The organism is Bacillus sp. PS217, from assembly GCF_037963535.1.
GTDB classification, from domain to species: Bacteria; Bacillota; Bacilli; order Bacillales; family Bacillaceae; genus Bacillus; species Bacillus subtilis.
In genome coordinates this window covers 4,054,634-4,077,740 of the sequence record NZ_CP150157.1, presented here as the reverse complement: position 1 = coordinate 4,077,740, position 23,107 = coordinate 4,054,634, and the positions used below count along the sequence as shown (strand labels likewise).

At 43.0% G+C, this 23,107-nt stretch carries 22 protein-coding genes and 2 pseudogenes; 13 read left to right on the top strand and 11 right to left on the bottom strand.

Annotation, left to right across the window (positions count from 1 at the left end; translation table 11 throughout):
• Nucleotides 1-21: 21 nt before the first annotated feature.
• The 5 genes from NSQ83_RS21055 (at nt 22) to NSQ83_RS21035 (ending at nt 3,449) form a co-directional block, all read left to right on the top strand.
• Nucleotides 22-171: an epipeptide YydF family RiPP gene (locus NSQ83_RS21055; RefSeq protein ID WP_003226979.1), complete on the top strand. Its 150-nt coding sequence runs from the start codon at nt 22-24 to the stop codon at nt 169-171.
• Nucleotides 172-228: 57 nt separating this feature from the next.
• Nucleotides 229-1,188: a YydG family radical SAM peptide epimerase gene (locus NSQ83_RS21050; protein WP_003242609.1), complete on the top strand. Its 960-nt coding sequence runs from the start codon at nt 229-231 to the stop codon at nt 1,186-1,188.
• Nucleotides 1,169-1,927: a zinc metalloprotease LiaK gene (gene liaK, locus NSQ83_RS21045; RefSeq protein ID WP_198878358.1), complete on the top strand. Its 759-nt coding sequence runs from the start codon at nt 1,169-1,171 to the stop codon at nt 1,925-1,927. Before NSQ83_RS21050 ends, liaK begins: the two co-directional genes overlap by 20 nt.
• Before the next feature lie 149 nt (nt 1,928-2,076).
• Nucleotides 2,077-2,706: an ATP-binding cassette domain-containing protein gene (locus NSQ83_RS21040; RefSeq protein ID WP_198878359.1), complete on the top strand. Its 630-nt coding sequence runs from the start codon at nt 2,077-2,079 to the stop codon at nt 2,704-2,706.
• Between the two features lie 20 nt (nt 2,707-2,726).
• On the top strand, nt 2,727-3,449 hold the full coding sequence (locus tag NSQ83_RS21035) for a peptide ABC transporter permease (protein WP_003226987.1): 723 nt from the start codon (nt 2,727-2,729) through the stop codon (nt 3,447-3,449).
• Nucleotides 3,450-3,579: 130 nt separating this feature from the next.
• Here the strand turns inward: NSQ83_RS21035 and NSQ83_RS21030 are convergent.
• A pseudogene (locus NSQ83_RS21030) lies at nt 3,580-3,737 on the bottom strand (hypothetical protein).
• A gap of 27 nt (nt 3,738-3,764) precedes the next feature.
• Complete coding sequence (locus NSQ83_RS21025) at nt 3,765-4,475, bottom strand: GntR family transcriptional regulator (RefSeq protein ID WP_044052411.1); 711 nt, start codon at nt 4,473-4,475, stop codon at nt 3,765-3,767.
• A 156-nt stretch (nt 4,476-4,631) separates the two neighbouring features.
• On the opposite strand from NSQ83_RS21025, the pseudogene NSQ83_RS21020 reads away from it, so the two are divergent.
• The 3 genes and pseudogenes from NSQ83_RS21020 to NSQ83_RS21010 all read left to right on the top strand — a co-directional run bounded on the left by NSQ83_RS21020 (nt 4,632) and on the right by NSQ83_RS21010 (nt 8,130).
• A pseudogene (locus NSQ83_RS21020) lies at nt 4,632-5,037 on the top strand (PTS glucose transporter subunit IIA).
• 13 nt (nt 5,038-5,050) lie between these two features.
• Nucleotides 5,051-6,490 carry a 6-phospho-beta-glucosidase BglA gene (gene bglA, locus NSQ83_RS21015; protein ID WP_198878360.1) on the top strand — a complete coding sequence of 480 codons (1,440 nt, stop codon included), beginning with the start codon at nt 5,051-5,053 and terminating at the stop codon, nt 6,488-6,490.
• A 287-nt stretch (nt 6,491-6,777) separates the two neighbouring features.
• A complete protein-coding gene (locus tag NSQ83_RS21010) occupies nt 6,778-8,130 on the top strand; it encodes a polysaccharide pyruvyl transferase family protein (protein ID WP_123374087.1) in 1,353 nt (450 codons plus the stop codon).
• A 109-nt stretch (nt 8,131-8,239) separates the two neighbouring features.
• On the opposite strand, the gene ahpF is transcribed toward NSQ83_RS21010, so the two are convergent.
• From ahpF to gntR, 6 genes are all read right to left on the bottom strand, one after another.
• Nucleotides 8,240-9,769, bottom strand: a complete 1,530-nt coding sequence (gene ahpF, locus NSQ83_RS21005; RefSeq protein WP_024571485.1) for an alkyl hydroperoxide reductase subunit F — start codon at nt 9,767-9,769, stop codon at nt 8,240-8,242.
• 13 nt (nt 9,770-9,782) lie between these two features.
• Nucleotides 9,783-10,346 (bottom strand): alkyl hydroperoxide reductase subunit C, encoded by a 564-nt coding sequence (gene ahpC / locus NSQ83_RS21000; protein ID WP_015483942.1) that lies wholly within the window; start codon nt 10,344-10,346, stop codon nt 9,783-9,785.
• 476 nt (nt 10,347-10,822) lie between these two features.
• Nucleotides 10,823-12,229, bottom strand: a complete 1,407-nt coding sequence (gnd, locus tag NSQ83_RS20995; protein ID WP_144500432.1) for a decarboxylating NADP(+)-dependent phosphogluconate dehydrogenase — start codon at nt 12,227-12,229, stop codon at nt 10,823-10,825.
• 22 nt (nt 12,230-12,251) lie between these two features.
• Nucleotides 12,252-13,598: a gluconate permease GntP gene (gene gntP, locus NSQ83_RS20990; RefSeq protein WP_003243139.1), complete on the bottom strand. Its 1,347-nt coding sequence runs from the start codon at nt 13,596-13,598 to the stop codon at nt 12,252-12,254.
• 28 nt (nt 13,599-13,626) lie between these two features.
• Nucleotides 13,627-15,168 (bottom strand): gluconokinase, encoded by a 1,542-nt coding sequence (gntK, locus tag NSQ83_RS20985; protein ID WP_089172723.1) that lies wholly within the window; start codon nt 15,166-15,168, stop codon nt 13,627-13,629.
• The gene (gene gntR, locus NSQ83_RS20980; RefSeq protein WP_003243132.1) at nt 15,161-15,892 is read right to left on the bottom strand and encodes a gluconate operon transcriptional repressor GntR; all 732 of its coding nucleotides are present in this window, start codon (nt 15,890-15,892) and stop codon (nt 15,161-15,163) included. The genes gntK and gntR overlap by 8 nt, the downstream gene beginning before the upstream one ends.
• Nucleotides 15,893-16,087: 195 nt before the next feature.
• Here gntR and NSQ83_RS20975 point away from each other — a divergent pair, with 195 nt between their 5' ends.
• Nucleotides 16,088-17,236 carry a glycerate kinase gene (locus NSQ83_RS20975; RefSeq protein WP_038429928.1) on the top strand — a complete coding sequence of 383 codons (1,149 nt, stop codon included), beginning with the start codon at nt 16,088-16,090 and terminating at the stop codon, nt 17,234-17,236.
• Nucleotides 17,237-17,328: 92 nt separating this feature from the next.
• Entirely contained in the window at nt 17,329-18,360 is a 1,032-nt protein-coding gene (locus NSQ83_RS20970) for a polysaccharide pyruvyl transferase family protein (RefSeq protein ID WP_204551404.1), read from the top strand.
• A gap of 39 nt (nt 18,361-18,399) precedes the next feature.
• Here the strand turns inward: NSQ83_RS20970 and NSQ83_RS20965 are convergent, their stop codons facing one another.
• Nucleotides 18,400-19,092: an LrgB family protein gene (locus NSQ83_RS20965; protein ID WP_195727678.1), complete on the bottom strand. Its 693-nt coding sequence runs from the start codon at nt 19,090-19,092 to the stop codon at nt 18,400-18,402.
• Complete coding sequence (locus tag NSQ83_RS20960) at nt 19,062-19,466, bottom strand: CidA/LrgA family holin-like protein (protein WP_029726136.1); 405 nt, start codon at nt 19,464-19,466, stop codon at nt 19,062-19,064. Before NSQ83_RS20960 ends, NSQ83_RS20965 begins: the two co-directional genes overlap by 31 nt.
• 226 nt (nt 19,467-19,692) lie before the next feature.
• Between NSQ83_RS20960 and NSQ83_RS20955 the strand changes: the two genes are divergently transcribed.
• Nucleotides 19,693-20,124, top strand: coding sequence for a MarR family transcriptional regulator (locus tag NSQ83_RS20955; RefSeq protein ID WP_003243994.1), 432 nt, complete (start codon nt 19,693-19,695; stop codon nt 20,122-20,124).
• 58 nt (nt 20,125-20,182) lie between these two features.
• Here the strand turns inward: NSQ83_RS20955 and NSQ83_RS20950 are convergent, their stop codons facing one another.
• Nucleotides 20,183-21,253, bottom strand: a complete 1,071-nt coding sequence (locus tag NSQ83_RS20950) for an SDR family oxidoreductase (RefSeq protein WP_195727679.1) — start codon at nt 21,251-21,253, stop codon at nt 20,183-20,185.
• Between the two features lie 130 nt (nt 21,254-21,383).
• On the opposite strand from NSQ83_RS20950, the gene yxaF reads away from it, so the two are divergent.
• Nucleotides 21,384-21,959: a transcriptional regulator YxaF gene (yxaF, locus tag NSQ83_RS20945; RefSeq protein ID WP_003227022.1), complete on the top strand. Its 576-nt coding sequence runs from the start codon at nt 21,384-21,386 to the stop codon at nt 21,957-21,959.
• A 91-nt stretch (nt 21,960-22,050) separates the two neighbouring features.
• The gene (gene qdoI / locus NSQ83_RS20940) at nt 22,051-23,064 is read left to right on the top strand and encodes a quercetin 2,3-dioxygenase (RefSeq protein ID WP_204551403.1); all 1,014 of its coding nucleotides are present in this window, start codon (nt 22,051-22,053) and stop codon (nt 23,062-23,064) included.
• Nucleotides 23,065-23,107 lie beyond the last annotated feature (43 nt).

The following is a 23,107-nucleotide window of genomic DNA, read 5'->3' as shown; positions in this document are numbered from 1 at the left end:
TAGAAAAGGAGGAGGGATAATATGAAAAAGGAAATCACTAACAATGAGACTGTGAAAAACTTAGAATTTAAGGGTCTATTAGATGAATCACAAAAGCTAGCAAAAGTGAATGATCTTTGGTATTTTGTAAAATCAAAAGAAAATCGCTGGATTCTTGGAAGTGGTCATTAATTAGAGGGGTACAAAGGAGAGTCTAACTCTCCTTTACCATTTGTTGGGGGATATTTCATGTATAATAAAACAGTATCAATCAATTTAGATTCAAGGTGTAATGCATCCTGTGACCATTGTTGTTTTTCTAGTTCACCAACTTCAACAACCAGGATGGAAAAAGAATACATAAGAGAGTTAGTAACTGAATTTGCAAAAAACAAAACCATTCAAGTGATTTCTTTTACAGGTGGGGAAGTTTTTTTAGATTATAAATTTTTAAAAGAACTAATGGAAATCATTAAACCATATGAAAAACAAATAACGTTGATCTCTAATGGATTTTGGGGTTTGAGCAAGAAAAAGGTCCAGGAGTACTTTCATGATATGAATTCTTTAAATGTGATAGCACTGACTATAAGTTATGATGAGTACCATGCTCCATTTGTCAAGTCTTCCAGTATTAAAAACATATTAGAACATAGCAGGAAATACCCTGATATCGATATTTCTCTTAATATGGCAGTTACCAAAGACAAAATGTCCAACCATATTTTAGAGGAATTGGGGGATTCAATCTTAGGTGTAAAGATAACAAAATTTCCAATGATATCAGTTGGCGCTGCTAAAACTAGAATTAAGCAAGAAAACATACATAAATTTTACAGTCTTGAAGATGAAGATTCCTTACATTGTCCCGGATATGACATTGTATATCATCATGATGGAGAAATTTATCCATGTTGTTCCCCTGCTATTTTTGAAACGAAAATAACCCTAAGGGAAGAATATAACCAAAGTTTCGAAAGAACCGTGGAAAAGTTAAATTCCAATTTGCTATTATTTATTCTTAGAAAAGAAGGATTCAAATGGTTTTTGAATATTTTAAAAGAGAATAACAAGATAGAGGAATTTGACATTCCTTATGAATTTTCCTCTATTTGTGGAGTTTGTGGTTCCTTATTCAACTCTGCAGAAAAAATAAACTACTTCTATCCTTATATGGAAAAATACTATAATGAAAATTTTAAAGTATGAAGATGAAAAATATGAAGTGCTTGTGCAAAACAACGTATTTATAAAAGACAAAAAAAGCGGAGAATACTATAAAAATAGTTTAAATTCTCTGTCAGATGAACAATTATTACGTTTTAAAATGTATAAAGAGAAAGTATCACCAAAGTTTTTTTATCTGTTCTTATCCTTTACGGCTCTCATGTTCATATTAAATTATATTCATTTAATAAAATTGCAAAATGGATTGTCCTCAGTATTTTACGGCTGGAAAATGTGGATAATTATAGTTATTTACTTTATAATGAATATAGTGCTTCATGAACTGGGACATATTTATTCCTTAAAATTTTTCGGGAAAAACTTTGATAAAGTGGGATTCAAACTGAATTTTTATGTATTTCCTGCTTTTTATGTCCAATTGAATGAAACCTATATGCTATCAAGAAATGAAAAGATAATCGTTCATTTATTTGGCTTGTTTATCAATTATCTTTTAATAAACACATTAGAATTAATAAATCAATTTATATTTTCCAGTGAAGCATTAACTATGGCATTTATGCTTTTCTCGTCTACTTTATTGTGGAACTTAATTCCAATACTGAATTCTGATGGTTACAAAATTCTTTTAGCTTTTCTGAGCTTAGATGAATATAGCCGTTTTAAGACAAATCATTGGTTAGTTCTTACGATTCAAATTATAGGGATTGGCCTTGCAGTGAATTCAGTTGTACATTGGATATTATATATTGTAAACTAGAGTAAAAGATCTCCAAATTAGCCATCTAAAAACATTTCTTGCGCTTCCAGATCGGAAACGAAAGAGGTACCTCAAAAGCTTAGACATTAGTAACAAATCACAAGGCAGAACATTTTATTATTATGCAAATATTTCCTAGGAGTATGTATATGAATATAGCGAATTACACTTTAAAAGTGAAAGGCAAAACGTTACTTCAGAACACCGACTTGCATTTTTCGAGCGGGAAAATTAATCACGTTGTCGGAAAAAATGGAGTCGGTAAATCACAGCTTGCTAAAGACTTTTTGTTGAATAATAGCAAAAGAATCGGCAGAGATATTCGTCAAAATGTTTCTTTAATATCCAGCTCGTCGAATATACCTAATGATGTTTCTAAGGACTTTTTATTACACTTTTTGAGTAAAAAATTTGATGCAAAAATGATAGATAAAATCACACATTTACTTAATCTGGATAATATTGATGGAAAAGTTCTGATCAAAAATTTGAGTGATGGACAAAAGCAAAAATTAAAATTGCTCAGTTTCTTATTAGAGGATAAAAATATTATTGTTTTAGATGAAATAACGAATTCATTAGACAAAAAAACGGTTATAGAGATTCATGGCTTCTTAAACAAGTATATTCAGGAGAACCCCGAGAAGATTATCATCAACATTACACATGATTTGTCTGATTTAAAGGCGATAGAAGGGGATTATTATATATTTAATCACCAAGAAATTCAACAATATCATTCAGTGGATAAATTAATTGAAGTGTATATAAATGAGTAATAAAACAGTGGGGGCTTGAGATGAAATTAGAGTTTAAAAAGAGTATTAGCAACAAAGTTATCATTATTTTAGGAGCAATGTTTGTATTTTTATTTTTGCTGGGTTATTTTTTACTTGTTGGAATCGATAAAGTCAGTAATGTTACACCTGAAATGTTTTTCTTTAGCTCCTATACTGTTGCGACCCAGTTTGGTTTGATGTTATTTTCATTTGTTATAGCTTTCTTTATTAATAGAGAGTATTCAAACAAAAATATTCTCTTTTACAAGTTAATTGGAGAGAACATCTATACTTTTTTTTATAAAAAGATAGCTGTTTTATTTTTAGAATGTTTTGCATTTATAGCGCTAGGCCTGCTAATCATATCGTTGATGTACCATGATTTTTCGCATTTTGCATTATTACTTTTTTTATTTTCTGCAGTTATACTGCAGTATATTCTAATTATCGGAACTATAAGCATGTTATGTCCTAATATATTAATTAGTATAGGTGTCAGTATCGTTTATTGGATGACTTCTGTTATCTTAGTAGCTATAAGCAATAAAACGTTTGGTTTCATTGCTCCTTTTGAGGCAGGTAACACTATGTATCCCCGAATAGAAAGAGTGCTGCAATCTGATAACATGACACTTGGGAGTAATGATGTTTTATTTATTATTTTGTATTTAGTTTCAATTATTATCATAAATGCGATTATCCTTCGCTTTTCTAAAACTAGATGGATCAAAATGGGCATTTAATAAAGGGAGCTACTTCACAATGAAGTAGCTTTTTATGTGCACCTATATATCATTAACATCAAGATTAATGCATGTGACTGGCTGAGTTTGTTAAGGGAAGGATGTTTTTCTGTTTGCATCGCCCAAACTATTATTGTTTTTCTTTCACCAGCTTTACAAAGAGGAAAAAGATAATGAATCCATAAAGTAGTTCATTGGATTCTTAACGATGCTCATCTCTAGTGAAATTTGTAAGAGTATCCAGAGCACGAAGATGGCTAGAAATGCAGGGATGATGATTTTGTACATGTCGACCACCTTCCGTAGTGAAGAGCCCTATAATAAAAAACTATTAGCCTGTACCACAAACTGCGACTGCTCATAATTATACGAAATCTTCGAGTAATCAAACGGCTGCCCATTTGTCAGGTGAAAAATACTTTCTATATACAGCTTCGGCAGTCCCGCCTCTAATCCCAAATATTCCGCTTCTTCCTCATTAAGCTGGCCCACGTGCAGAAACAAATCAGAAAAACCAATCTTCAACCCCAGTCCTTCCCGGATGTAATGGAAGATGGAGTGGGAGACGATTTCGTTGTTTAAATACGTCACGATGGATTTGGTGTAATAGGATTCTTCGTAGCAAAGGGTCTGGCCGTTGATGTAGCGGACCCTTTTGACATAGTAGATGTCCTCGTTTATTTCGATATTCAGGTTTTCCGCCGCTTCCGGTGTTGGCTTTCTCACGTCCAGTTCGATGACTTTTGAGGTGACGTTGAAATCCTCGAGATCTTTTTTAAATCCCTGATTCGACAGAAGGCTGATATAGCCTTTTCGTTTATGTTTTCTGACGAAAATGCCGCTTCCTCTGACCTGAAAGATCGCGCCTTTTTGCTCTAATAGCTCGAGGGACTTTGTGATGGTGCTTTTGCTGACTTCAAACTGGGCCATGAGGGTTTCTAGGACTGGCAGTTTGTCTCCCTGCTGAAGCTGGTGTTCTTCTATATATGTTTCAATTTCCGCTGCGATTTGCTGGTATTTTAACATACGCATTCCTCATTTATTCGTTTAGTTTCACTTGTCAAAATTATAGCATAAACCGCTTACAATGATAGTTAGTGCGTAAATATTTTGTTTCGGCATTGATAAATTATACCGGTACAATTATAATGAAAGCGTAACCAAAATGAAGGGGTGGGTAAAATGTCGGGGAAAGTGAGAGGTTATACGAGACTAGCAAAAGACATTTTAGAGGCCGTAGGCGGGGAAGAGAATGTGATTGGGGCTTCTCGCTGCGCTACCAGACTTCGATTGGTGCTGAAGCGGTCTACCCCTAAAGCGAAGGATATCGTGAAATCGATGCTACCATCCCGGCGTCATTACGGTTGTCATGGTGGCGCCTACAAAGCCTGCGTTCAGCGTCCGGCGTCGAATTGCTTGCGCACATCGGGCTGGATACGGTGACATTAGGCGGCACGTCTTTTTCCTTGAAGGTAAAAGAAGGCGATACCGTCAAAAAAGGCGAAGTGCTTGTTGAGTTTGATAAGCTTTCATTGAAGAGATTGAGGAAAGTGCATTACATCAAAAAATATTTACAGTCGTAAGCTGAGGAGGAATTAAACATGGGAAACATGCCAAAGGATTTTTTATGGGGCGGTGCTTTAGCTGCCCACCAATTTGAAGGCGGATGGAATCAAGGCGGTAAAGGGCCGAGTGTCGTCGATGTGATGACAGCGGGTGCGCACGGCGTGCCGAGAAAAATCACGGACACGATTGAAGAAAACGAATTTTATCCAAACCATGAAGCCATTGATTTTTATCACAGATACAAGGAAGATATCGCTTTGTTTGCAGAAATGGGATTAAAATGTATGCGGACGTCCATCGGCTGGAGCCGGATTTTTCCGAAAGGCGATGAGGCTGAACCGAACGAAGCCGGTTTGCAGTTTTATGATGGTGTGTTTGATGAATTGCTGAAGCATGGGATCGAGCCGGTCATTACCCTGTCTCACTTTGAAATGCCGCTGCACCTGGCAAGAGAATATGGCGGCTTCAGAAACCGGAAAGTCGTGGACTTCTTCGTCAACTTCGCAGAGGCTTGCTTTACCCGTTACAAAGATAAAGTGAAGTACTGGATGACATTTAACGAGATTAACAACCAAATGGATGTGAACAATCCGTTGTTCCTATGGACGAATTCAGGTGTTGTGGTTGGCGAAAACGAAAACGCCAAGGAAGTCATGTATCAAACGGCGCACCACGAATTAGTGGCGAGCGCATTAGCAGTGGCAAAAGGAAAAGACATCAATCCAGAGTTCCAGATCGGGGCCATGGTATCACACGTGCCGATTTATCCTTTCTCCTCCAATCCTGAAGATGTGATGCTGGCTGAAGAAGAAATGAGGCAGCGCTATTTCTTCCCTGATGTGCAGGTTCGCGGTTATTATCCAAGCTACGCGTTGAAGGAATTTGAGCGAGAAGGCTACAATATCACATTCGAAGACGGCGATGATGAGATTTTAAGAAACGGAACCGTCGATTACTTAGGCTTCAGCTATTACATGTCAACAACTGTGAAAAGCGATGTGAAAAATGATAACACTGGCGATATTGTAAATGGCGGCTTGCCGAATGGTGTCGAAAATCCGTACATCACTTCGAGTGACTGGGGATGGGCGATTGATCCAACCGGGCTGAGATATACGTTAAATCGTTTTTATGACCGATACCAAATCCCGTTATTCATCGTTGAAAATGGATTTGGCGCAGTGGATACGCTGGAGGAGGACGGCAAAGTTCATGATCCGGAACGCATTCAATATTTAAAATCGCATATTGAAGCATTGGAAAAAGCGGTCACGTACGACGGTGTTGATTTAATTGGCTACACGCCGTGGGGCATTATTGATATTGTCTCCTTCACAACTGGCGAAATGAAAAAACGCTACGGCATGATCTATGTTGATCGTGACAATGAAGGAAACGGATCCATGAAGCGGTATAAGAAAGATTCCTTTGAGTGGTACAAAAATGTCATTCAAACGAACGGCGAGGAACTATAAGAAGCTGGCCCGAATCGAGCACTTTTACCGTAGTGCCTGGTTCGGGTTTTTGATATGATCCGACCTGATATCCAATAATGGGAATAGATTACTAGCGCTGATTGTATGTTATGATTTCACCTGTAAGATCCTTTTTTGTATAATTTAATATTAGAATGGAAGAAAGGGAGAGAGTTTGTGAGTAAAAAGGGATGAAAGCGGGTGTCCGGCTGAAGTTTTAAGATCATGATAGAGTTCCCTAAGCAAATCTCCTGACAAAAATTTGGCGAGGAAGGGGCAACATCACATTGAAAAACATTTTAATAAGAGCTGGCATATCACCATTTGATACATTTAATGCAGCTGAAATGATTGTTCGCAACTCCATTGGCGGCAACGTAGGAAACCTAGTATATGCCTACAGTGTGTTTCGCACGCTGATGACAGAAGGAACGACGATTACTCCTGATTATTATCGGATTAATCCAGCGGATGCTGAACAAATTAATACAAATTATGATATGTATATTATTCCGCTGGCAGATGCATTCCGCGAGGATTTCGTGCCTTCTTTACGGAAATATACCCAATTAATTAAGAAACTAACCATTCCGGTTGTTGTGATTGGTGTTGGTTTGCGGGCTCCGTTTGAACCAAAATTAAATGAAGGTTTTCCTTTTGATGAGGATGTAAAAGCGTTTGTAAGTGCTGTGCTGGAGAGATCAAATATGATCGGTGTCCGGGGTGAAATTACAGCGAAATACCTTTCCAGATTAGGCTTCCGTGAAGGCATTGACCATACGGTGATTGGGTGTCCTTCTATGTATGCGTTTGGCAGAGAACTGAAGATAAGAGAAACTAATATCACAACAGAATCTATGGTGACGGTTAACTCATCAAGGCTGTCTCCAAAGCATGTGCTGGACTTTATTACGAGAAGCATGAAAGAGTTCCCGAATCATTACTTTATCCCGCAATGGCGAAAAGAAATGATTCTGACGTATGCGGGTGCGCCTGCGCTAGCGAAGCCTGCTGATAATTATCCGGTCAGCATGGAAGACCCGGCTTATCAGAATGATAGAGTCCGATTCTTTTTAAATGTGCCGACTTGGCTGGATTTCCTGAGAAAAGCCGATTTGAGCTTTGGCGCAAGGCTGCATGGAAATATCGCAGCGACGATTGCCGGTACACCGAGCCTGTTGCTTCCGAAAGATGCCAGAATGCGTGAATTAGCTGAGTACCATCAATTAACGCATGTCATGGCAAATGAGATAACCGATCAGACAAAACTGTCAGAATTAATTGAAACACTTGATTTTCATCAGCCTGAGAAACGGCAAGCGCAAAACTTTGACCACTTCATCAGCTTCTTGAATCAAAATGAATTAGACCATATTTATAAAGAGAAAGCGATTCCTGATACCGTTCCTTTTGACGAAAAACTATCTAAGACGAAGCTTCTTCCGGCTGTGACTACAGTTAGCGGCTGCAGTTCCACAGAAACAGCGAAACGCTGGGAAACGCTAGTGGCATTAGAAAATGCCAAAAAGGAAAAAACCATTAAAGATCTGAAAAAAAAGGTCAAAAAGTATCAGGGCACGTTAAATAGAAAATCAGTGCGTATCGCTTTAAAAACAGCAAATATGCTGAGTGTGAAGTGACCAATCACTAACATTACAACTATATTACAGTTGTATAAAACTTGCAATATTTTTGGAATAAAAAAGAAAGCCGCAATGCTGCCAATCTGGCAATTGCGGCTTTCTTATATCAGTTACGGATTAGGTAATCAAACGCGCCGAGAGCGGCAGTTGCACCTGATCCCATAGAAATAATAATTTGATTGTACGCACTGTCTGTGCAGTCGCCGGCAGCAAATAAGCCTGGTACGCTTGTTGCGCCGTGTTTGTCGACAATGATTTCGCCCATGCGGTTGCGTTCAACCGTTCCTTCTAACCATTCTGTGTTTGGCACGAGACCGATTTGGACGAATACACCTTGAAGTTCAACGTGTTTTTCTTCGCCTGTTTCGCGGTCTACGTATGTGATGCCGTTAACACTCTGATCACCTGTGATTTCTTTTGTTTGTGCATTTTTCACGACAGTCACGTTAGGCAGGCTGTAGAGACGTTTTTGCAGGACTTCGTCTGCTTTCAGTTCCGGCGCGAATTCTAGCACAGTAACGTGATTGACAATACCTGCAAGATCAATCGCTGCTTCGATACCAGAGTTTCCGCCGCCAATTACCGCAACGTCTTTGCCTTCAAACAATGGCCCATCACAGTGCGGGCAGTATGCGACACCTTTGTTTTTGAACTCTTGTTCACCGGGTACGTTGACATTGCGCCAGCGTGCACCTGTTGAAAGGATCACTGTTTTACTTTTCAGGACAGCGCCGTTTTCGAGTTCAAGTTCGAACAGATCTTTCTTTTCAAGGCGTTTCGCACGCTGAAGGTTCATGACATCAATATCATATTCCTTCACATGCTCTTCAAGACTTGCCGCTAACTTCGGTCCTTCCGTCGCTTTGACGCTGATGAAGTTTTCGATGCTCATGGTGTCGAGAACCTGTCCGCCGAAGCGCTCAGCGACAACACCAGTGCGGATGCCTTTACGTGCAGTGTAGATCGCTGCACTTGCACCAGCAGGTCCGCCTCCGACAACAAGAACGTCAAACGGCTCTTTGTCAGCAAACTCAGATGCATCTGTGCCGCTGCCCATTTTCGCAAGAATTTCTTCAAGCGTCATACGGCCGCTTCCGAAGGATTCGCCATTCAGGTAAACGGTCGGCACTGCCATGATGTTTTTGCTTTCAACTTCTGCTTTGTATGCTGCACCGTCAATCATCGTGTGCGTAATGTTCGGATTCAGCACGCTCATCATGTTTAAAGCTTGTACAACATCAGGACAGTTGTGGCATGTCAGGCTGATATAAGATTCGAAGTGGTATTCACCGCTGATCTTCTTCACCTGATCAATGACTTTTTGGTCCACCTTAGGCGGTCTGCCGCTCACTTGGAGCAACGCCAACACTAATGATGTGAATTCGTGGCCCAGAGGGATACCAGCGAAAGTTACGCCAGTGTCTTCTCCGACACGATTGACACTGAAGCTTGGCGTTCTGTTTAATTCAGCTTTTTCAACTGAAATTTTCGATGACATGGAAGCCAGCTCATCAACGAGAGCCAGCATGTCCTTTGAAATGTCATCTTCGCCTGCGCTAACTTTGAGAACAATGTCATTCTCAATTAGCTGCATATATTGATTTAATTGTGCTTTGATATTTGCATCAAGTACCAATTGAATGCACTCCTTAGATTTTACCTACTAGATCAAGGCTAGGTGTAAGAGTTTCGCCGCCTTCTTCCCATTTAGCTGGGCAAACTTCACCTGGGTTTTGACGAACGTATTGAGCTGCTTTTACTTTGTTTACAAGGTTGCTTGCGTCACGGCCGATACCGCCTGCATTGATTTCAACAGTTTGGATGACGCCGTCTGGATCGATGATGAATGTTCCGCGGTCAGCAAGACCAGTTTCTTCGTCAAGAACATCGAAGTTGCGAGAGATTGTTTGAGATGGGTCACCGATCATTGCGTAAGTGATTTTGCCGATTTTTTCAGAGCTGTCATGCCAGCCTTTGTGTACGAAGTGAGTATCTGTAGAAACAGAGTATACTTCAACACCTAATTCTTTAAGAGCAGCATATTGTTCTTGAAGATCTTCAAGCTCAGTTGGGCATACGAAAGAGAAATCTGCTGGGTAGAAGCAGAATACGCTCCATTGGCCTTTCAAATCTTCGTTTGTTACATCGATGAATTCACCGTTTTTGAATGCTTTTGCTTCGAATGGAAGTACTTCTTTACCGATTAAAGACATAATGTATATTCCTCCTAAAAATGTATTAGAAAGCATAATCGCTTTCAATAATAATTCTAATTATATATGAATTATTAATTAATATATATTTTTTGTCAAGCCATAACCTACTTTTTTTCATCTTACTAAAGGTGTGACAGGTAGGATTTATGCATTTCTTTTATAACAAATGAGAGGCTGATTCTCAATTAGACAAGGTTTTCAGGGACTTTTGTAAATCAGAATGACAGGCCGTTTTGGCATTTGAACATTTTATGACACCATGGGCAAGGGCAAAGGACAATGGCCAAAAGCAGAATAGAACGGAACAGCAAGCTGCTGTCACATGATGATCTTGGGGATTGTTTCTAGCTATTATTGTATCACTGTTTATGATATTTAAAACATAACTTATGTCTTCTGTTGTTTGAGATAGAAGAAATCATAGATGAAAAAAACACGGTTCAGTTGAAACTGACCGTGTTTTTGATGACAGGTTATTCAGACCAATTCGTATGGAAAACGCCGTCCATATCAGTCCGTTCGTACGTGTGAGCGCCAAAGTAATCGCGCTGTGCCTGCAAGAGGTTCGCATTGGAACGCCCTGTGCGGTAGCCGTCGTAATAAGAGAGCGCGGTAGTTAAGCATGGGAAAGAGATTCCGGTGCTGATACCCTCGCAAACGACTTTTCGCAGGCCTGTTTGATAGGCATGGAGCTTATCTGTGAAATAAGGCGCGATCAGCAGGTTAGCCAGATTTGGCTGCTCACTGAATGCTTCGCTGATCACGTTTAGGAAATCAGCGCGGATGATGCAGCCGCCTCGGAAAATCAAGGCAATGTCTTTGAGCGGCAGATTCCAGCCGTAAAGCTCAGATGACATCTTATATTGGGCAAAGCCTTGTGCATAGGCGCATACTTTCCCCATGTAAAGAGCCTGTCTGACGTATTCAATCCAGGTGTCTTTATCCAAGTGTTTTTCTTCGGATTCCGGGCCTGCTAATACGTCTTGAGCTGCCATCCGTTCTTCTTTTAAGGATGACAAGTAGCGGGCGAACAAGGACTCTGTGATGATCGTGGACGGGATGCCGTTATCAATCGCCTGCATGCTCGTCCATTTTCCGGTGCCTTTTTGTCCGGTTTTATCAAGGATGACATCGATCAGAGGCTGTCCTGTTTTTTCGTCTTTTTTGCGTAAAATCTCAGCTGTAATCTCTATTAAATAGCTTTTCAGCTCACCTTGATTCCATGTTTCAAAAATAGATGCAATTTCATCTAGCGGCAGACGAAGCGTTTCTCTTAGAAACGTATAAGCTTCTGCAATCAGCTGCATGTCGGCATATTCAATGCCGTTGTGCACCATTTTTGTAAAGTGCCCTGCCCCTTTTGGTCCGATATAGACACAGCAAGGGTCATCTCCGACTTGGGCTGCGATTTTCGTCAGGATAGGAGCGGCTTTCTCATAGACGTCGCGATCTCCGCCCGGCATGATGGAAGGCCCTGTTAACGCACCGACTTCACCGCCGGAAATGCCGACTCCCAGGTAGCCGATCCCTTTTTCCTTCAGCTCGTCATATCTTCTTTCTGTGTCTTCATAGTGGGAGTTTCCTCCGTCCATGATGACGTCGCCTTCTTCAAGCAAAGGCTTTAATGATTGGATGACGGAATCTACGGGTTTTCCCGCTGTGACCATCAAAAAGATTTTTCTTGGTTTTTCTAACGATTGAACAAAGTCCTCAAGCTCGTAATACGGGCTGAGAGATTGTCCATCCAGCTTTTGGATAAGCTGGTCCGTTAAATCTCTGGTGTAATTATAGACAGCGACGTTTTCGCCTTTATTTGCCATGTTTAAGGCGATGTTGCTTCCCATTACGCCTAAGCCTATGACACCAATCGAATTGAACATGTGTTACAGCTCCTTCTTAATTTCATACAACTAAACTTAACAATAAAATGAATCCCAGTCCAGCAACGGAAATAATGGTTTCCAGCAATGTCCATGTGGCGAATGTTTCTTTCATGCTTAATCCGAAGTATTCCTTGAACATCCAGAAGCCGGCGTCATTGACGTGTGAAGCGATGACACTTCCGGCTCCTGTTGCGAGTACGACTAACGCCAGGTTAACATCAGAATGGCCCAATAACGGAATGACCAGACCTGTTGTGCTTAGTGCGGCAACAGTCGCCGATCCTAGAGAAATGCGCAGGATCGCTGCGATGAGCCATGCCAGAATGATTGGCGATAATGCCGTTCCTTTGAATAAGTCTGCTACGTAATCGCCGACACCGCCGTTGATCAGCACTTGTTTGAAGGCGCCGCCTCCTCCGATGATCAAAAGCATCATGCCGATTTGTGAAATGGCAGTTGAACAAGAATCCATCACGGTTTTGACTGGAATGTTGCGCTTGATGCCCATTGTATAGACTGCGACCAATAACGAAATAATCATAGCAGTCGATGCGTTTCCAATCAATCTGATAAAAGCTAAAACTCCGTTATCTGCAAACCCGATTGTTTCTTGAAGCAGGTCGATAATGGTCGCGACCGACATAATGATAATCGGGAGCATTGCAGTAAAGACACTGATTCCAAAGCCGGGTGTTTCTTCAAGGTTAAACGTTTTTTGTGTGCCGAGTGATGCAATATTGCCGTTTTTCGCAAATGATGCAGGAACGATTTTTTTCGCGAACTTTGTAAATAACGGCCCTGCAATGAGCACTGTCGGAACAGCAACAATAAAGCCGTACAGCAGCACTTCTCCAATGTTTGCGCCATACTCACCGGCGATCGCCGTAGGTCCCGGGTGCGGCGGCAGGAAACCGTGTGTGACGGATAGTGCCGCGACCATCGGGATTCCGAGAAATAAAATAGAAATCTTCAATTCTCTTGAAATCGCAAAGACAATCGGAATTAATAGAACCAGTCCTACTTCAAAAAATAACGCAATCCCAATAATGAATGAGGCAATGACAACGGCCCATTGAATATTTTTCTCGCCGAATTTGTTGACGAGCGTCATCGCAATGCGCTGTGCGCCTCCTGAATCCGCGATCAGCTTGCCCAGCATCGCACCGAGTCCGAAGATGAGCGCGATGTGGCCAAGAGTCCCCCCTATTCCTGCTTCGATGGAGCTGACAACCTTATCGAACGGCATCCCGAGTGCCAGTGCCACGCCGAACGATACGACCAGCAGGGAAATAAATGTGTTTAATTTTAAGCCCATAATCAGAAATAGTAATGCTAAGATCCCAAGTGCAACGATGATTAACGGCATGGTAATGCCCTCCCCTTCATGTCATGTACTATTTGTGTGTGATTAAGCCCCTCTGATAATCTGCAATTTGTGTATATTGATTTTCTAATAATCTTGATAGATTGATGAAAATCGGCATTAATGTTCTGTATTCCTTGGCTGAGTCTTCGATCGGCGTATGTCTGTATGTGCTGCCGATCATGTCGGACACGGCGTCGAAAGAATCGATTTTTCCTGTTGCATACAGGCCTAAAATGCAGGCGCCGAGACATGAGCTTTCATAACTTTCCGGAACGACAACCTCTGATTCGAAGATATCCGACATCATTTGGCGCCAAACCTCTGACCTTGCAAATCCCCCTGTCGCTTGGATGCGGGTTACCGGGCCATCCATGCATTCAGTTAACGCCAAGAACACCGTGTACAGGTTGTAAATGACGCCTTCCAATGCCGCGCGTATCATATGCTCTTTCTTATGCGACATGGTCAGGCCGAAAAATGAGCCCCGTACATCCGGATTCCACAACGGAGCGCGTTCTCCGGCGAGATATGGGTGGAACAGCAGACCGTCAGAACCGGGTCTGACGCGTTGGGCAATTTTCGTCAGCACGTCATATGGATCAATGCCCAGCCGTGTCGCTGTTTCGATTTCGGAGGAGGCAAACTCGTCTCTGATCCAGCGAAGGACGATGCCCCCATTGTTCACAGGTCCCCCAATAACCCAATGCTTGTCCGTCAAGGCATAGCAAAAAATTCTCCCTTTTTCATCGGTTTGCGGCTTGTCAATAATCGTCCGGATGGCACCGCTTGTACCGATGGTGACGGCGATTTCTCCCTTTTTAATGGCGTTGACGCCGAGGTTGGACAGCACGCCGTCGCTGGCGCCGATGACAAAAGGCGTTTCCGGATCGATTCCCATTTGGATCGCTATATCCGGGCTGCAGTGCTGAAAGATCTCGGTTGTCGGCACGAGTTTGGATAAGTGATCCGGCGTGATGCCTGCGATGCGCAGTGCCTCTTCGTCCCAAGCCAAGCCTTTCAGGTTCATCATGCCTGTCGCTGATGCCAATGAGTAATCGATGACATACTCATTGAACAGCTGTTTAAAAATGTATTCTTTGATGCCGATATATTTTTTTGCCTTGGAAGCGATTTCTTTCCTTTCATTCGTGATCCAGGCAATTTTACTTAACGGTGCCATCGGATGAATCGGTGTTCCCGTCCGTTTGTACACCTCATGTCCGTTCAATTCCTCTTTGATCTTATGCGCCCAGCCTTCACTTCTGTTGTCGGCCCATGTGATGCATGGCGTCAGCGGCTTGTCATTTTCGTCGATTGCAATGACGCTGTGCATGGCGCTGCTGAACGAAATGAAAGAGATCCGTTTTTCGGGATGCTGTTTTGTAATTCTCGCTGTTGTATGGATGACTGCCTGAAAAATCTCTTCCGGATTTTGTTCAGCTGTTGAGATGTCCGGTGTATAGAGCGGGTAGCCGATGCTTTCTTTCTGTACCACATCTCCGTTTTCACTGAACAGCACAGCTTTTGTGCTTGTCGTGCCGATATCGATTCCTAACATATAACTAGTCATTGTTGTATTCAGCTCCTTTTGCCAGCATTTGTTGTGAGAGCCATAGGTCTTCTACCTTATCCTGCACATCATCAAAGTTTTGGTGAAGAGACTGAATCATCAGCGCCCTATCCTTTGTTTTGATGGCTTGAATATAAAGCTCGTGGTTATCTAAAATCCTTGTGAAGTCTTCATACTTTTCCTTTAACCGTACCCGCATCGATAAAAGAATAAAGCTTTCCATGACGGGTTTTAGATTGTTCCAGATCATCTGAATGTATGAATGATCAATCGCTCGGATAATGGTTTCATGGAACAGCACATCTTGAAATGAAAATTCGTCAGCGTCCTCATATTTGATTGAGACTTTCATCATTTCAAGAATTTTGCTGAGATCCTTAACTAAAGGCTCAATGTCTATTTTGACAAGCCGTTCAAAGACAAATGTTTCTAATAGTAACCGCACATCATAAATTTCCGCGATTTTCTTCTCAGTTAAACCAATTACGACCGCTCCCATTCGTTCTAAGCGGATGATTTTTTCGGATGCGAGTATTTTTAGCGCTTCGCGAACCGGCGAACGGCTTACTGAAAACTCGGCGGCGATTGTATTTTCTGATAAAATGGTACCGCTTTCAATCAGGCCTGAAACGATCCGCATTCTCAGCTCGTATGCGACACGAACTCCGGTTGACGCTTTTGAGAGCCATTTTGCGGGATACAACAGGTCTTTGGAGTCTAGCATACACTCACCTTCCTCACTCAAGAAGTATACTTGTATACAAGTATGATAACGTGAATATTTCTTTTATGCAAACACTTTCATTTCTAATTTTTAATAAAATTTTTCCCAATCATTATGGTATTTATTTCTAAATGGAATATGGTACATTGGAGATAACTAGCGTAAGTGAATCATGTTTTGAAAGAGGCGATTTGGATGAAAATCATCATTGCACCTGATTCTTTTAAGGAAAGCTTATCAGCTTTGGAGGCAGCCGAAGCGATAGAAAGAGGTTTCAAATCGGTCTTTCCGGGTGCTGATTACAGAAAATTGCCGGTGGCGGATGGCGGCGAGGGAACCGTTCAATCTCTGGTCGATGCGACCAATGGAAGGATCATAGAGCAAGTTGTCACAGGGCCGCTGGGGGAACCGGTGAGAGCTTTCTTTGGCATGATGGGAGATGGGAGAACAGCTGTGATTGAAATGGCTGCTGCTTCAGGGCTGCATCTGGTGCCTGTAGATAAGCGAAATCCGCTCATCACTACAACAAGGGGAACGGGAGAATTAATCGGAGCAGCTCTTGATGCGGGAGCGGAGCGATTGATCATCGGAATCGGCGGAAGCGCCACGAACGACGGGGGAGCCGGGATGATTCAAGCATTGGGCGGAAGGCTTCTTGATAACTCAGGCCGCGAGATTGGCCCGGGGGGCGGCGCGTTATCTCAGCTTGCATCAATAGATGTTGGCGGGCTTGATTCCAGATTGCGGAATGTCAAACTGGAAGTTGCCTGTGACGTGGACAATCCGTTAACAGGACCAAAGGGCGCTACGGCTGTTTTCGGGCCGCAAAAAGGCGCGACGGCCGACATGCTGGATGTACTAGACCAGAACGTAAGCCATTTCGCTGATATGACAGAAAAAGAGCTCGGATCAACCTTCCGAGATACAGAGGGCGCCGGTGCAGCGGGCGGTCTTGGATGGAGCCTGCTGACTTATCTTCAGGCTGACCTGAAAAGAGGCATTGATATTGTCCTTGAAGCGGTTGATTTTGAAAATATCGTTCAGGATGCAGATCTTGTGATTACCGGCGAGGGAAGGATCGACAGCCAAACGGTTCATGGAAAAACGCCGATCGGCGTAGCCAAGGCGGCTAAATCATATGATGTGCCCGTCATCGGTATTGCGGGATCAGTATCACGAGACAGTGATGCCGTCTATCAACACGGAATCGATGCGCTTTTCAGCATCGTTCCCGGAGCCGTGCCGCTAGAAGATGCGTTTGAACATGCCGCGGAATATATGGAAAGAACGGCGCGGGACATTGCAGCGACTATCAAATTGGCGAAAACGATGTTTCTGATATAGCCGATGCACACGCCAATGCATAGCCATCCTTCTTTTTGGGTAGAGACAGTTAACACACAATGAGGAATTCATCCCAGAAGGAGGACGCAGATATGACTGTACAAGAAATCAAAGGCAAAAAACTAGTAAAAGGCATTGCGCCAAATGTGGAGCCGGAAGCTCTGTTAAATGATAAACGAAAAGTATTTTTGTTTGGTTCCCCTAGTTACACAAACATTGGAGACCAAGCGATTGCGTATGCGGAAGAGAAATTTATCAAAAATCATTTTCCGTATTATGAATACATTGAGATTATGGATTATGCGACGGATGAGGGCATTGAACTGGTGAAGGAGATCATTCGTGAAGACGATATTGTCTGCTTTACAGGCGGAGGGAACTTAGGAAACCTTTATCTCGATATTGAGGAAGACAGAAGAAAGGTCTTTTCGGCGTTTAAAGACTACAAATCAATTTCTCTGCCACAATCCGTTTATTTTGAGGATACAGAGGAAGGACAGAAGGAAAAGAAAAAAACACAGGATGCGTACCATCAAAATACAAACTTAACGATTGCTGCGCGTGAGACGCAAACACTGGATGTTGTGAAAGAGACCTTCAACTCCAATGTGATCTTTACACCGGACATGGTGCTTTCCTTGGATATTGTGCCGCGAGAGCTCGAGCGGGACGGCATTCTCTTTATTTTAAGAGCGGATAAGGAGAAAGTGACTGACGAAGATTTTATTTCACAGATGAAGCAATGGGCAGAAAAAACAACTTACACAGAGCGTACCGATACGGTGCTGGATACGGTAGACACCATCGATTACGCTGATCGTGAAAAGCATTTTATGGAGATGCTGGACCGCATCGGCTCCAGTAAATTGGTGATTACCGACCGCCTTCACGCGATGATTTTCTCGATTATCACCAAAACACCTTGCCTTGTCTTTGGAAACAGCTATGGCAAAGCCAAACATTCATATCGGGATTGGCTTGAAAGCTTAAACTTCATTGAATATACAGATCAACATCATATTGAGGAACTGGAGCACATGATTGACCGCCTGCTTCAAGCAGAACCGAATGACGTTGATTTATCTAAGGACTTTCAGCCGCTGATTGATTTTTTTGCTTCTTAAACGAAAAAGACTGCCCTCCCCCGGGGCAGTCTTTCTTTGTTAAATATGAAACAGCCAGACGACGAGCGGGCCGAAGAATGAGCCGAGCACCGCACAAAGCGTCATGGATACGGAACTCATGGAGACGGCCAGTTCCCCATATTCCAATGCTTTGGAGGTGCCTAGTGCATGGGAGGCGCTGCCTAATGCAATGCCTTGTCCTAGGGAGCTGCGTATGCGAAGCCATTTTAGGAAAAGCGGCCCGAGGATGACGCCTGAAAAGCCCGCAATCATGACAAATACGACTGTCATGGAAGGGACGCCGCCAAGACCGGCGGCGATCTGAATAGCGACAGGGGTTGTGATCGACTTTGGCAGAATGGATAATAAGAGATCATGATCAATCCCGAATGCTTCTGCGAAGATCAGCCCGCTGATCATTCCCATGCATAATCCGACCAGGACGCCGCCTAGAATGGGAACACAATGTTTGACAATGATATGCCATTGTTTATAAAGCGGATAGGCCAGTGCCACGACAGCCGGCCCAAGCAAAGAATTGATCCATTCCCCCCCGATCATATAGCCTTCATAGGAAACATGAAACATCATCAAAGCCGCTACAATCAAAATGGTCGTTGTCAGAACAGGGATAAGAAATGGAAGCGGGAATCGCTTATAGAGTTTGACCATCGCTAAATAAGCGGCAACTGTTAAAAGAATTATAATGATCGCGATACATGCTTGCTGCATTTCTCTTTCTCCTCCCGTTTTTTTGCTTTTTTCTCTAATAGCTGGCTGGCAAATCCAGCCGCAATGATCGTGACGATGGTGCTCAGAACGACTGTAATCAGCAGCATCAGACCATTGAATGAAATGAGAGACGGGTAGTTTATCACTCCTGTCATTGCCGGGATGAACAACAATGGAAGGAAGGATAATAAAAACCCTGCTCCGTCTTCAATGAGGGAGACGGGAACAATACGGAGGCCCAAGCAGATCAGAAGCAATACCAATCCAACGATGCTTCCTGATACGGGTAAATGAAACAGATGCTGAATGGCTTCCCCGATCATAAAAAATACATATAATATCAACACTTGCAAGATAATTCGTATGACTTTCACATCAAGTGCTGCTCTCCAATCAGAACAGCTTCCTCCTTTCTGGTGCTTGCTTCTAGGATGGTTCTGAGGAATCGCTTTACTTTCTTTTTATATGATTGTACTATACAAGTATAATAATTGATTTAGTCATATAACGACTTGTATTTATTCAGTTAATGTACATTTGTATTATACAAGTATATATGATGTTGTCAATGCCGGAGATTGGAATAGGGAGCGAGAGCGATTGCAAAATCAAAATCCAGTTGAATTAATTGAATATGAGCTGACGACTTTTATCAGGAGAGCTGTTTATCTGGATCAATCAGAGAAAAGAACAGGGAATTTGGAGAGATCTTCGTACTTATTACTGAGACAATTGGATGAGTTTGGGCCTGCTCGTGTTAAGGAATTGGCAGAATCGTTTAAGCTTGATATTTCTACTCTTTCAAGACAAGCAGCTGCATTAGAGGCAAAGGAGCTCATCTATCGTTTCTCAGACCCATCTGATGGGAGAGTCAGCCTGTTTACCATTACAAAACTCGGCAAACAACTATTAAAAGCCGATCAGCAAAAGCGCCTTGAACGTTATGAACAGATGCTGAAAGAATGGTCAACACAGGAAAAAGAGATGTTTGGCGAGCTGCTGCAGCGTATGAACAAGGCTTTTATCGATTAACAGCTGAAAAACCCATGGTTCGCTGGAACAGCATGGGTTTTTCTATCATGGTCAGAGATTATCTGCATCGTTTGGCGGCAGCCCAAGCCACTAGTCCGGCAACAACAGCCGCCGATACAATGGGGCGCTTCGTCGCTTTTGTGTAGTAGCTTCTTGACCTCATCCATCCTTTATTTGTGCCTCTGTCATGCATACCGCAGCCCGCATCATAAAGAGCGCTTTCTTCTCGCGGTTTGGACGGTCTTTCGGCATGCTGGCTGTGATACATGATTTTTTCCATCAGTCTGTCGGTCAGACGAGGGAAAAGCGCGCCCAGCATGGCGATGGCTTTGGCCTGTGAGCCGATGTACATGTCGCGCTTAGGGTTTTCGGCGGCAAACAGGATCGCTTCGGCGACTGCTTCCGGCGGATAGATCATGGAGCGGTAATGAGCCGGCTGTTTGTCGAGGTAGCTGTGCGCATGCTCGTTATATGGTGTGTCAATTCTGCCCGGGTGGATGAGTGTTACCGAGACGGGCGCCTGTTCCTTTTCAAGCTCCATTCGGATGCTTTCCGTCCAGCCGTGAAGCGCAAATTTGGCAGACGCATATGTGGATTGAATGACTGTTCCCCTGTCTCCGAACAGGCTTCCTACATTAATGAGTGCGCCCGGCACACCTCTGCCGGTGTAGTGTTTGACAGCCGCTCTTGTTCCGTAAACAGGTCCCCAGAAATTTGTGTCGAACATGCGCTTCATGTCTTCGACGGTGACGTCCATGGCATGTCCGAAAGTCGAGACGGCCGCATTGTTGACCCATGTGTCAAAGCGGCCGAATGTGCTGATCGCGGTTTCTGCGATGCGGTTGACGTCCTCTTCTTTTCCGACATCCGCCTTTACCCATATGGCGTCGTGCCCTTTTTCCTTAAGTTCATCAGTGAGCTCCTTCAGCGCGTCTTCATTTCGCGCTGCTGCCACGACCTTGGCGCCTTTTTCAGCTGCCATACGTGCCGTGACAAGTCCGATACCGCTTGAAGCGCCGGTAATGACGATTACCTGATCCTTGAGTTTTTTCAGTTTGAGCTTTGTTTTTATGGCGGGGTTCTGTTGTTCAAGCTGCTCTGTATTTGTGACTGAATGATCGATTGTCATTGAGAGATCCCTCCTAGACGCTGTTTTTGTACATTACCCCATCCGGAAGGGTCTTACCCCTTTTGACAATCACAGGGTTCTTTTTTATATTATATAAGTCGCTCTACCATACCTAGGAGGGAATGTTTTAATGACTAGCAGAGGAGATTCACGGGAAAAAATCCTTCACACGGCGTCACGTCTGTTCCAGCTGCAAGGATATCACGCGACAGGTTTGAACCAGATTGTAAAAGAAAGCGGTGCTCCTAAGGGATCGCTTTATCACTTTTTTCCGAATGGCAAAGAAGAATTAGCAATTGAAGCGGTTACATATACAGGTAAGATCGTTGAACATCTGATACAGCAAAGCATGGATGAATCCTCTGATCCTGTTGAAGCGATTCAGCTTTTTATCAAAAAAACAGCCAGCCAATTTGATAACACAGAAAGCATTAAAGGTATTCCAGTCGGTTTGCTGGCGAGTGAGACAGCGTTAATCAGTGAACCGCTGCGGACGGTTTGCATGAAGGTGTTTAAAAGCTGGGAAGCGGTTTTTGCCAGAAAATTAATGGAAAACGGATTTGCAGAAGAAGAAGCAAATCAGCTTGGAACGCTGATTAATTCGATGATTGAGGGCGGCATCATGCTTTCGTTAACGAATAAAGACAAAACGCCTCTTCTTCTCATTGCCGAACAAATACCAGTGCTGGTGAGAAAAAAAGGGTAGCATTTTGTTATCCTTTCTCCTACAATTATATAGAACGGTCTAGTAAGAAAGTTATAGTATATAGACTGGTCTAAATTGGAGGAAATGATTTATGAAAACATTATGGAAACATTCATTGCCTAAAGAAAAAATGCCTTATTTGCTCCGGAGCGGAGAAGGCGAGCGCTATCTGTTCGGCAGACAGGTTGCCACGGTGATGGCGAATGGGAGGAGCACAGGTGATTTGTTTGAGATCGTGCTTCTTTCCGGGGGAAAAGGAGATGCCTTTCCGCTTCACGTCCACAAGGACACACATGAAGGAATTCTCGTTTTGGACGGGAAACTGGAACTGACACTTGATGGTGAACGCTATTTATTAATATCAGGTGATTATGCGAACATTCCGGCGGGAACACCGCACAGCTACCGGATGCAGAGCCACAGAACAAGACTGGTGTCTTACACGATGAAAGGAAACGTAGCGCACTTGTATTCCGTTATTGGGAATCCGTATGATCACGCTGAACATCCGCCGTACGCAAGCGAAGAAGTCTCAAACGAGCGATTTGCAGAAGCAGCCGCTGTAGCGGACATTGTATTTCTAGATGAAGAAAAGCCTGCATGTTCGGCCAAATTAGCGGAACTTACAGAGCTGCCAGATGGAGCGGTTCCATACGTTCTTGAATCTGGAGAAGGAGATCGCCTGTTGACTGGAGATCAGCTTCACCGCATTGTGGCTGCACAAAAAAATACAGATGGCCAGTTTGTCGTCGTATCATCTGAAGGCCCTAAAGGTGACCGAATCGTTGATCACTACCATGAACATCATACAGAAACATTTTATTGCCTTGAAGGCCAGATGACGATGTGGGCAGATGGCCAGGAAATTCAGCTGAATCCGGGAGATTTCCTGCATGTCCCTGCAAATACCGTTCACTCCTATCGCCTTGATTCTCACTATACTAAGATGGTGGGCGTATTGGTTCCTGGTTTATTTGAACCGTTTTTCCGGACGTTGGGCGACCCGTATGAAGGCCACATCTTCCCATCTGAGCCTCAGGCTTTGCGTTTTGATCGCGTTTTGCAGAATATCGAAGCATTAGATTTAAAGGTGATGAAACCATAAAGATGACAAGATTGTAAGGTTTTCATGCCGGCCTGACACCTAA